Below are 10718 nucleotides of genomic sequence, written 5' to 3'. Positions count from 1 at the left end.
GGGCCAGGTGCCTGGCCAGTGCGTGGGGGACGTCGAGGATGGCAGGATGGGGGATCACAGGGAGTCTTTCCTGGACGGGGTCTTCGCAAATCCAGTCCTACCGGAAGGCTCCCTGTGCCATGCCCGCGGGACCTGACCAGCACAGACCTCACTGAGATCACCTCACTGACGACGGAGCAGGCCGACAGCGTCCGGAACGCGATCCTCGAAGCTGAGCGATCAGGTATCAAGAATAGGTACATCCAGTTCGTGCTTGCTCATGTCCGTCCGTCCTTCTTCCGAGAGGAGGCGGTTGGGTGCGACCGGCCGGTTAGACGGGCGTCCTTGCGGAGGGTCGTGTCCAAGACCTACGACGCACGTTCGAAGAACACTCATGAGCTTGAGGAACTCCGCCGTGAGACATGGCTCTTGGTCGATGGCGCACACACCGTCACGCTCCCCGGCGAGTCGCTGATGATCACGCACGAAGGACTCAACAGGCTGGCTCGCCACGTCGTTCGGACCTACGTCCAGCGAGGATCAACGGAGCCCGACTGGAGCTTCGTGTGGAGGGATCACCTCCCCAATGTCCTGCGAGTGACATTGGCTCCCCAGCTCTACTTGGGACAGGCCGCAGCCATGAATCCTCTCACCGCAGCGGTCCGAGCCAGCGAGTTCATCGACCATATGGCCGAAGCGCTTTCTGGGCGCGGCAAGTTCGAGATCGACATGCGTCCTGCCCTCGATCGCATCGAGGAAATGCTCGCCACACAGCGATCACCTGCTGTTCAGGAACCGATGTTGGCCGTGTACTTCCTCTGGCATCAGCTTCTCCCTCCAGAGGTGCACCAGCCAGCGCCGGAGGAGGTCATGGCGACAGCCCTGCGTGAGCTCCAGCGGCGACCGAATCTGTACACCTTCGCGGTGGCCCTGCTGCTCGGGAGGGATCTGCCATGGTCGGTTGACGAGGTGTGCGAACTGGCGGAGCAACGTCATGAGGAGTCACAGAACAGCCGACCCATTGAACTTCCTGCACGCCTCGACTCCGCACTGTGGGTCTTCGTCGCACAACAGCTGTGGTCTGACGGCGGGTATGACTTGGCGCGTGCGGCGATCGGTATGGCGGTGGAGTGCTGCCCTGGACACCGTGACCTCCTTGCCCTGGAGCGCGATGTCGTTGCGGGCAATGCCCCAGGGTTCGACGTCCGGGCCTTCGTGCTCGGTCCGGGACCGGGCGTGGAGCGACATCGACCGATGAAGGATGCGCTCGACGGGTGATCTGCGTATCGAACCATGGACCGACGGTTGGTTGCGGTCTGCTGGACTCAGGTGACGTAGCGTTCGGCGAGGCGGTCGAAGAAGGTGGCGAGCCGTCGGCGGTTGGTTGGGCTGTCGGTGAGTTCGGTGCCGCCGAACCGGTGACGCTCTGCCTGGCTCTGGTCACCGGTGGGGTGGGGGTGCCACCAACTGCCTGCGTAGGACTGGCTCATTGACGTCCCGACGGTGCTGCGGGGTGGGCATGTAGCGGTTGTGATGACTGTCGGAGTGCGGCTACCGGGGACTTGCTGAACTGTCCGGGTGTCGTCGCTGCTCTGAAAGGCGGGAGCTGCGTTGGTCTTGCATTGTCGATCGCCAGGCGGTCGACTCCGTCATCGTTCTGTCGCGCGACGAGGGATGGTGATGTGATGACGGTGCCCGCCATCGACCAGTGCCCGCTCCGTATCGGTCTATGCGATGGCCTACGGCGGCCGGGCCGTGTGTCGACGGACGAGTTCCCGAGTGGTGTGCCGTTAGGCTGGTGGTATCACGGGTACTGCCGGTCTGTGCGGCGGGGGTGAACGGGGATGACCGCCGCCACGCCATCTCGCTCCTCCGCGCTCGCCGACTGGCTCGCCTCCACCGGCGAGCCGGACATCCCCGTGGATGCCGCCTTGGCCGAGGGGTTGAGGTTCCTTTTCTATGGCAGGGCTTCGACCCGTGAGCACCAGGACCCGCGTACCTCGCGGGGCTGGCAGTTCGACGTCTCCTGCGCCCTCGTCGAGGGGCACGGCACGATTGTGGGGGAGTACTTCGAGGTCGGGTACTCCCGTCAGGTGCCACTGCACAGGCGCCCGCAGCTCAAGGCGTTGCTGTGTCACATCGCCGCGAATCCTGGCCGGGTGGACGCGGTGGTGGTCGGCGAGTTCGAGCGGGTGTTCTTCAACAACGCCCAGGTGAGGGCGCTGTGGGCCGCGTTGAGCCATTACGGGGTGCGGTTGTGGTTGCCGGAGGCCGACGGGGCGGTGGACTTCGACAGCCCGGAGCACCAGGCGCTGCTGAAGCTGCTGGCCTTGCGGTCGCGGCACGAGGTGCTGCGGTCCCGCCGCCGGGTGATGGCGGCCATGCGGAGGCAGGCCGTGGAGCAGGGGCGCTACCTGGGCGGTAGACCCCCTTACGGTTACATGCTCGTGGATGTCGGGGTGCATCCGAACCGGGCGTTGGCCCTGCGTGGGGTGCTGTTGCAGCAGCTCGCGCCGAACCCGGACACGGCTCCGGTGGTCAAGTTGATCTTCGTGTTGCGCCTGGCCGGTCGTAGCGCCGCGAGCATCGCCCGCGAGCTGAACGAGCGGGGTGTCCCGAGCCCGTCGGAGGCCGATCCCGCGCGCAACCCGCACCGGCTCGGCTGCGGTTGGTCGTTGCGCAGCGTGGTGGAGATCCTGCGCAACCCTCGCTACACCGGTCGTCAGGTGTGGAATCGCACCAGCGCCGACCGCGCCACCTGCTCGCCCAGCGGGCGCCGTGCCAGCGTCCGCAACGGTCACCGGGACTGGGTGGTCTCCAAGCGCGTCACCCATCCGCCGCTGGTGTCCGAACAGGACTTCGTCGCCGCCCAGGACATCAGGTCCGCCAAGGAGAATGCCGGGGACAGCGAGCCGATCTACGGTGGGCGTACCTACCTGCTGGCGCGACGGCTCCAGTGCGCGGTGTGCAGGAGGGTGATGGACTCGCATTGGTCCCACGGCCGCGCGACCTACCGGTGCCGCCATGGGTACAACAGTTCCCACTCCCGGCCGGAGGATGCGCCACGCAACCTGTACCTGCGGGAGGACCACCTGCTGGAGCGGATTGCCGCCTACTTGACGACTGCGGGCATCGCCGACCGGCCCGGCCCGGAGCAGACCGCGCGACTGGTCGCCGAGCTCGGGTTCACCTTCCGTTGCGACGAGAACAGCGTCACCCCGGTGCGCCAGGCCCTGGTCTCGGTGCGTCCGAGGAAAACGCGGAAGCGTCCGGCGTCGTCACCGATACGCCGGAAGGATGAAACGCGTCTTCTCCTGGAGCTGATGCACGATGCCGAACCGTGCGACAGGGATGAACCGGACGGTCATCCACGTGGCGGGTGAGATGCCTGCAGAGAGGTGTGGTGCGTGACTGTGGGCTGCCGTGGCGGAAGAGCCCACTCGATGGCGAAGGTGGAGGGGGCCGTCGGGCAGGTGACCGGCGTCTCCTCCACACATCTCAAGCGTGCGTGGTGACCGAGGTCTGCGTCCGGGCGACCTGGTTCAGCGTCATCGACACCCTCAGTGCCACAGCATCCGGCTCGGTGTCACGGCTTGTCGGTCGCGTTGGTCTCGCGCGGGCCCTTGTTACCGCTGCGCCGATGGTCGGTCATGTTTTCCTGACCGAGGTGTCCTCGATGTGGCTGCTACAAACACGGAACAGTTGCCCGGTCGACCAACCGACGCCATCCCTGAGAGCGTTCTGCGGGACTGCAGGCGAAGGGGGGCATAGCGGGTTGTTCGAGGCGGCCGCATGCCGTCACTGGCGTGTCATCCCAGGGCGTTCGCGTGGTCTGATGTTGTTCGACGACTGTCCTGGCGTGAACGCGCGCTTGTGGGTTTGACGGCTGGTTGTGCCGCTCTGTCCAGCCGATCAACTTTGCCTGCTAGGCGAAACTGCTGGCCCAGTACCTGTCATCGCTTGGTGTACTGCGTACCCGGTAACTGCCGTCCTCTAGCCGGTCCGAGGTGCCCTGCATGATCTCGAATGTCTCGAGTGTGGGCCACACCGTCGTGTCCGACCAGGTGGCATTGTTCAGGTTCACCCCGTGCAGTACGGCTCCTGCCAGGTTCGCGCCGACAAGGTTCGCCCCGGTCAGGATGGCTCCGGCGAGGTCCGCCCCCGTGAGGTTGGTCTCGCTCAGGTCCGCGTTGGCCAGGTTCGTCTTGATCAGTCTGGCCGCTCTCATGACCGCCTTGCCCAGGTTCGCCCCGAGGAGGTCTGCGTCGGCCAGTGTCGCTCCGTGCAGATTGGCCCTGATCAGGGTCGCCAGGACCAGGTGTGCCCTGGTCAGGTCGGCGCCGGTCAAGGTGGCCCTGGTCAGGTCGGCGCCGGTCAAGGTGGCCCTGGTCAGGTCGGCCCCGGTCAGGTCGGCCCCGGTCAGATCGGTGCCGGCAAGATCCTTCTCCTGCAGGGAGAGCCTTGAAAGATTCTTTCCCGCCAGGTTCGCTCCGGCCAGGTTGAAAACGACGAAAACCGTCCTGCTTGAAACGGACTGCACAAGCAGTTTCTCCAGTGCCTGCCTCACGCGCGACACCTTCGACGGGTGTCCGGCGGCTCCCCCTCGTCTGCTGAAGTCCTGCTCAGCATGGGAATGAGAATGCGGGTCTTCAGTCGAATCGTGTTCTCGTCGAACCGGACGCACGAGACTGTGGGAACGGCGCGCAGGGGTGAGCAGGTTACCGATCGTCCGGTGCCCGACCGGCTTCCTCTGGGAAGGGGTGCGCCCACTCAGTACCGCCAGGACCTCGGGCCAAAACGGAACGGCGTTCGACATCACGGCCTCCCCTCGGACTCGGACAACTCGTCGCGGTGGCCTCTGTTGGGCTGCTCCACCACTGTAGGCGGATCTGCCTCGACGAGGACCGTCTTCTCGGGTGTTGTAACCGTCTCGGGTACTGGGGCGGGAGCCGCGAGGGGGATGTGTCCCAGAAGGCGCTTGGCGACTTCGGGTGCTCCGGCGCCCACTGCGAGGGCGACCACCGGTGAACCGATTCCGCCGGATAGGGCTCCGCCCAGGACGGCCCCTACGAACAGGCGCAACCCGATCGCGGTGAGGTAGGCCGACCGCCTGGCGGGAAGCTCTCCCGCCTCGGGAGGCGTTCCGGCGTCGACTGCCCAGGGGGCTCGGTAATGGCGCTTGAGTAAGACGACGGCTTCCAGGGCGTCTACTACGGCCACGCCGCCCATCGCCAAAAGCATCGATTGCCACCACGCCACCTGCACACGGTATGGGTGGCGCGGCTGCGATTCGCCCTCATGACACAAGCTCATTCCAATGGGTTAACAGAATGTACCCGTTCGTGGCCATGTATCTGCAGAGTCGATTGCGTCATGAACTACCCGTTCCTCGGTCGTGCCTGATGTGAAGTTCCTGCCGATGCTTCCTGCTCAGGTTCTGCCATCGGTCCTCGTGCGCCACCGCGATGTCGTCGCCACCTGCGCCGTCGTGGACCTTCCGAGGTCACGGCCCCGCTGCGCCAGCCTGGTCTGTCGCTCTGCGGTCGGTCGCCAACCGGCATCCACCGGCGGGGGCGTTGTCGTCGAGGTGCCCGCCATCCTCACGCTCAGGGCTGCGAACGCCTCGCGGAGGGGAACGTCGACCGGGAATCGGCCTGGGCGACTGTGGGTGGTGCGCGCCGACAGGGCTGGCGAGCCTCTCGCGGGAGGAGGCGAGCCGGCGCGCGGGTGAGGTCGGGCATGGGGGTCTTTGTCGCACGCCGGACGGAACCCGCCGCACAGCGCGGCCGGGCGCCGGTAGCGCGAGCCGAATGAACCGCACGGAACACGTCGAACCGGTGTCCATGCACCAGTTGGCGCATCAGCGGTCACTCAGGCCACCATCTGCACCAGGGCTGTCGTTCCGTGTCGACGGCACCTCTCCCTGGCTGGCGGATGAGATCAGGCCGGAGCCGGACATGGACAGGAAACGCCAGATGTTGGTCACTGTGGTTTCTGCGCTGCTGGACAACCGCTGGCGCTACGCCCGCACCCCGGTGGAGGTCGACGTGCTCGTCGACGATCTTCTGCGTAGTCACCGCCCGCACTGGGGCGCCCAGCTCTACCTCGCAGAGCGGCCTATGGACCAGTGCGCGGACCCTCGCACTCGCCTGATCGTCTCCGTCGACCCCGACCGGGGTGTGGGCGCGCTGTCCTTCCACGACTACCGGCCCGCCGGCGGAGCCTGGGACAGTCTGACCACCACCCCGTGTCTCGGCGTGCCCGCGCTGGTCTACGACCCCTACGGTGGGAGCTGTTACCGCCCCTCCAGCGTCCTCCCCGTGGGACAGGTCGAGCGTGCGATGCGGGAATTCCTGATCGCCGGTGAGCGCCCGGTCTGCCTTGGCTGGCAGTTGGCCGAGGTCGTCTGAGCCGCTCCCGTGCCGGAGCGCCGGTAGCCGAGTGAACTCCGCGGACCTGCCGGGAGGTCGACGCCTGCCCTCGACGGCCGGCCCCGGTGTTGCCGGAAAGGTGGCATGGGCGTCCCGGTTGGTGTCCGGGACTCAATGCTGTTGAGTGCCGGGAGAAGGGCTTGGACGGCGGGGGCGGCGTAGGTGGGGACCTCGATGACCGGGGTCCGGCTCCGTTGACGGTCGGGTAACCGAGGTTGCGGGGCAGGTCTGGTCGTCGGAGACGTCGCGTAGTGCGTCGGCCCTGTTCGATGTCTCCCGAGCAGATCGAGACCGCCGTCGAGAAGACGCCTACGCCAGCAGCCGCCCGCTCACGCCACCACCGGGGAACACCCCGCCCCACACCGGGACGCGCAGGCCGGGCTCCAGCGGCATCGATACCGCCGGCATGTCACCGGGGACCGGGCTCGAGCCTCCCAGCGTGCTCCTCGTGCGGCAAGGCGGTGACCTCCACGCACTCCAACAGGGCGTGTGGGGCCTGGACGTCCAGGTCGACTCCGCTCACCCGTCGCACCAGCTTCAGCGTCTCCCCGCTGGCGAAGCGCGCCCCGACCCTGCCCCGAGTCCGGCCGCGTCGACGGCGCGGGCCGGCAGGTGCTCCGGGGCCTCGTCGCGCAGCCCGCCGAGCGTGCAGACTTTGGCCACTACCAGGCCGCCCTCGGCGTGCAGCACCCGCGCCTGCGCCAGTGTGCAGCCCACCGCCGGCCCACGAAAACTCACCCGGATCGTCGCCGCCGTACTGGCCTGCACCCACTGCGAACACGACTGGAACACCGATCCGACACCTCGTTGAGATCACCTCAATTGTGGTCCTGATGCCGACATAAGGCTGGGCAGTGCCCGACATCACGTCATTGACGCAGGTCAGCGCCGATTACGTGCGCGATGTGATCCGCGTGTTCAACGAGTGGGGGTTCGCGGCGCGGGACCTATAATGGAGGGGGAGACCCGGAGGTGATCGGTGAGGCGATCCTTGGACGAATCCGCCTGATCGCCCGGATGTCCCCCGTCTTGCGCTCCTTCATCCTGGGCGGCGCCGACCACCGCAGCCACACCAAGCAGAACGCAACTCTTGCCGCCTACATCCGCTGGCGCAACGCCCGCGACCGACCCAAGACAGGCTTCGCCACCGATTTATCCATCCGCACATGTACCGATCACCCGATCAAGGTCGCATGATGCAGCACTAGGCAGTGAAGCCGAACCGAACGCGGAACAGCGGGGACCGCAGGATCTCCAGAATGTCGACACGGTCGCTGAAAATCACATCGGCACCCGGTTGGTCGGCCTGCCGTGCCATGGCGTGCAGCACATCGGCGAAGGGTTGCCCCTTGATGGTCTTCTCTGCGCTCACCAGCGCGGGAGGGCCTTCCTCCGGCGAGGCTGAGGCCAGGAAGTTGTCGACTCCTGCAGTTTGCTGGACGATGTGCAACCACTGGGGGAGCAGCATGGTCATGGTGTCGTAGGCGCATTGGCGCCCGCGGGTGAGAAGGTCACGGTTGAGCCCGCAGACCTCGACCGTGACCTCCCCTCGCGCGGTCAGGTGCACGTACCGGCCCGTGCTCAGCGCCAAGAGCAGGTGGTCCGCAGGTTCGTCCACCGTAGGATCCAGCAGAAGAGGCAACCCCTCGTCGTCACACGGGAACCGCTCCCTCTTGTGATGGCTGTTGCAGCGGGAACAGGCCAGCAGGTGGTTGAGCCACGTGTAGGCGAGCAAGGGCTCCAGCGCCAGCGGGCGGTAGTGGTCGATGTCGGTGCCTTCGTTATCTCCGCAGTACATGCAGCGATTTCGTCCTGCGGCGAAATCGGACAGCGCTTCCCGCAGGTTTTTCTTGACGGAATCGCGTGAACTCCACAGAGACGTGGCCTTCTTGTACCTCGATTCCCCTGCTGCTGTGTTCTGCAGGATCGCTGTCAAGCCTGCGAGCTTGTTCTCCACACTCTCGGGAAGCGGCTTGCGTACAAGCCTGATCACCGGCCGTCCGCCTGGAGTGCGATCCGCGTGTTGACCTCGTGTACGCGTGCCGTGGGAGAGCTGGACAATGTCTCCTTGATCTTCCGGTAGCGTCTGGTTTCCCCGTCGTCGGCAGTCCCGGAGAGTACCTTGATTTCCAGTCGGGTCAGTTCGTCGCGCAGTTTCACCGCTCGTGGTGAGTAGGCGGTGTCAAGCCCGAACAGGTCCGAGAGCACGGCGTCGTCCCCACTGCCGTAGACAATCCGCTCCCACAAGTCCTGCGTCACGATCTGCGGCGGACTGGGCTCGTCCGGGCCGGGTAGCCTGATCAAGCCCGACTCGTCGGCGGCTTGGCAGATGTAAGGGCTGTGGGTGGTGACGATGAACTGGACAGCGGGAAAGTGCTGCTTGAGCCACTCGCCGATCCGCTTCTGCCAGGACACGTGCAGATGGGCGTCGACTTCGTCGATGATCACCACCCCGGGAGCCAGTACCCGTACCGGTGCGTCGCTGTCCTCGTTGGCGGTGAACTTTCCCAGAGGTTGTTCTCCGCGGTAGGCGTCTAGCCGTCCGTACGCCTCGTAGATCTGCTTGAGCAGGTCGACGACCAGGGCGACGACCGTGCGATAACCATCGCTCATCTCACGCAGCGAAAAGCGGTGGTCCCCCTTGCGAACCCAGAGCCCCTCTGAGTCGACACCCTCGACGTGATGGTCGTCGGGCAGGAGGCCGTCGGCGAGGATCGCCAGCGCGCTGTCCTTGAGAAGTTCTGCGCCGTCCTTGCCCTCCAGGGAACGCAAGTGCTGGTCGATCAACCAGCTGACCCCCTCGGCCAGGGACACCTCCTCGTGGAACAGGCTTGCCATCCTCCCTACCGGCCCTGCCGTCATCATCAACCGTTGGGCGTCGCCGCTGCCGCCGACAAGACGCCGGAAGGGGCCGTAGGCGGCGCAGAACCAGCCTGTCGGGTTGTCCTGCCAAGGGCCGCTATCAGCCTTTCTGTGGTCCTTGACGCTGGTGAGGGACGGTTGTGAGGGCCTGGTGGCATGGCGAAGAGCGTCCTGGGACGGGAGGGCCCATTTCAGTCCTACACGGAATGGACCGGAGCGTTTTCTCCGAGTCTGGAACCTGTCCCAATCGGTGCCGTGCGCCACCTCGACCTCGGCGACAGCCTCACCGGCGTCGGTGGTGATCCAGTTGTGGAAGTCCGGGCTGAGGCTGCGGGCGACAGCGGGGCCGCCCAGCGCGAGCGCTATCCCCCTAAGCAGGGTTGTCTTGCCTGATCCGTTGCGCCCGGCCAGCACGGTCCAACCCTCGTGGGTGCCGTCTGGGCGCTGCAGGTCGAGGTTCACTGTGCGGGAACCGTGGAAGCCCTTCACATTGTGAAGGTGCACCTTGGAGACGTACATGACGGTCCCTTTCCCGGAAACTTCTGGTGTCGAGCGTATCAATCCAGGGTCGTGTCGACCCCTGAGGAGGCGGTGAACTTTCACATCGGCGGCGACCTGACTTCTCGTCGAGCTTTATGCGGGTCGCAGCCCGGAGCCGGGTGCCATCGCTGCTTCCCGCAGTCGTGCTGTCCACCTGCGGTGCAGGCATGTGGGTGTCGGGCTGTCTTCCCGCGGGCGGAATGTCGTACGCCTGTTCGAGCCCGCTATCGAGTCATCGACTCGGATTCTGGTTGTCGCTTGCGTCCTTCCCGGCAAAGTCCGTGCGGGCCTGGGACTCAGCGTGCGCAGGCGACGGTCATCTCGGCCATGGGGTAGTTGCTGTCCGAGTGCAGCGACCACATCCTGCGGCGGGTGAGGAAGCCCTGCTGTTCCGTCTGCCCAGGAACCCGGCGCCGTCAAAGGCTGGGGGCACGCCGTCACGACGACGGCTCTCCCGTGCGATGGCGAGCATCGGCGTCCGGCCACCCTGGTGGTGCTCGGAGGAGAGCACGCCGGTCTCCTCGACGAAGGCACGTGGCCCAGAGGGCTTGTGCAGGGGACCACAGCTCTCGCTGTACCCCGCAGGTCCGACTTCGATGGTCACCACCCCGACGAGTTGTCTGCGGCTGTTCCTGGCGAGCGCCACTTTGCCTGTCCTCTGAGGCAGCGCCTGGTAATGAAAAGCGCTGGGACACCCCGTCGAAGCCCACGTCGTACAGCACCTGCCACACCCATATGCCGTCCTGTCTCCAACCCTATCCTTGCTAGGGCCGTGTGGCCGCTCCTGCCACCAATACAGGTGTCATGGAGCCCCTAGTAGGGCTTTGTTAGGTCGAGTGATGGGATGGGTGGGCGGTGTGGTCTTCTGCGGTGGTGACGCCGGAGGAGATGGCCGAGGTTCGGCCG

General features: G+C 66.0%; 9 protein-coding genes. 4 read left to right on the top strand and 5 right to left on the bottom strand.

The window, feature by feature from the left end; all coding sequences use genetic code 11:
* The first annotated feature begins 336 nt into the window (after positions 1-336).
* Positions 337-1257 carry a hypothetical protein gene (locus tag LV78_RS40330; protein ID WP_253851490.1) on the top strand — a complete coding sequence of 307 codons (921 nt, stop codon included), beginning with the start codon at positions 337-339 and terminating at the stop codon, positions 1255-1257.
* A 47-nt stretch (positions 1258-1304) separates the two neighbouring features.
* Here the strand turns inward: LV78_RS40330 and LV78_RS40325 are convergent, their stop codons facing one another.
* Positions 1305-1469, bottom strand: a complete 165-nt coding sequence (locus LV78_RS40325; protein ID WP_253851489.1) for a hypothetical protein — start codon at positions 1467-1469, stop codon at positions 1305-1307.
* A gap of 354 nt (positions 1470-1823) precedes the next feature.
* Between LV78_RS40325 and LV78_RS40320 the strand changes: the two genes are divergently transcribed.
* Positions 1824-3362: a recombinase family protein gene (locus LV78_RS40320; protein WP_253851488.1), complete on the top strand. Its 1539-nt coding sequence runs from the start codon at positions 1824-1826 to the stop codon at positions 3360-3362.
* A 542-nt stretch (positions 3363-3904) separates the two neighbouring features.
* On the opposite strand, the gene LV78_RS40315 is transcribed toward LV78_RS40320, so the two are convergent.
* Both LV78_RS40315 and LV78_RS40310 read right to left on the bottom strand, forming a co-directional pair.
* A complete protein-coding gene (locus LV78_RS40315; RefSeq protein ID WP_253851487.1) occupies positions 3905-4546 on the bottom strand; it encodes a pentapeptide repeat-containing protein in 642 nt (213 codons plus the stop codon).
* 248 nt (positions 4547-4794) lie between these two features.
* Positions 4795-5238 carry a hypothetical protein gene (locus tag LV78_RS40310; RefSeq protein ID WP_253851486.1) on the bottom strand — a complete coding sequence of 148 codons (444 nt, stop codon included), beginning with the start codon at positions 5236-5238 and terminating at the stop codon, positions 4795-4797.
* A 551-nt stretch (positions 5239-5789) separates the two neighbouring features.
* Here LV78_RS40310 and LV78_RS40305 point away from each other — a divergent pair.
* Positions 5790-6389 (top strand): Imm1 family immunity protein, encoded by a 600-nt coding sequence (locus LV78_RS40305; protein WP_253851485.1) that lies wholly within the window; start codon positions 5790-5792, stop codon positions 6387-6389.
* A 993-nt stretch (positions 6390-7382) separates the two neighbouring features.
* On the top strand, positions 7383-7607 hold the full coding sequence (locus LV78_RS40300) for a hypothetical protein (protein WP_253851483.1): 225 nt from the start codon (positions 7383-7385) through the stop codon (positions 7605-7607).
* A gap of 7 nt (positions 7608-7614) precedes the next feature.
* Here the strand turns inward: LV78_RS40300 and LV78_RS40295 are convergent, their stop codons facing one another.
* Positions 7615-8346, bottom strand: a complete 732-nt coding sequence (locus tag LV78_RS40295) for an HNH endonuclease (RefSeq protein ID WP_253851481.1) — start codon at positions 8344-8346, stop codon at positions 7615-7617.
* 53 nt (positions 8347-8399) lie between these two features.
* Positions 8400-9791, bottom strand: a complete 1392-nt coding sequence (locus LV78_RS40290; protein WP_253851480.1) for an AAA family ATPase — start codon at positions 9789-9791, stop codon at positions 8400-8402.
* Positions 9792-10718 lie beyond the last annotated feature (927 nt).

It is taken from the genome of Actinosynnema pretiosum, from assembly GCF_024171695.1.
Taxonomy (GTDB): Bacteria; Actinomycetota; Actinomycetes; order Mycobacteriales; family Pseudonocardiaceae; genus Actinosynnema; species Actinosynnema pretiosum.
This window is presented reverse-complemented; position numbering and strand designations above follow the sequence as displayed.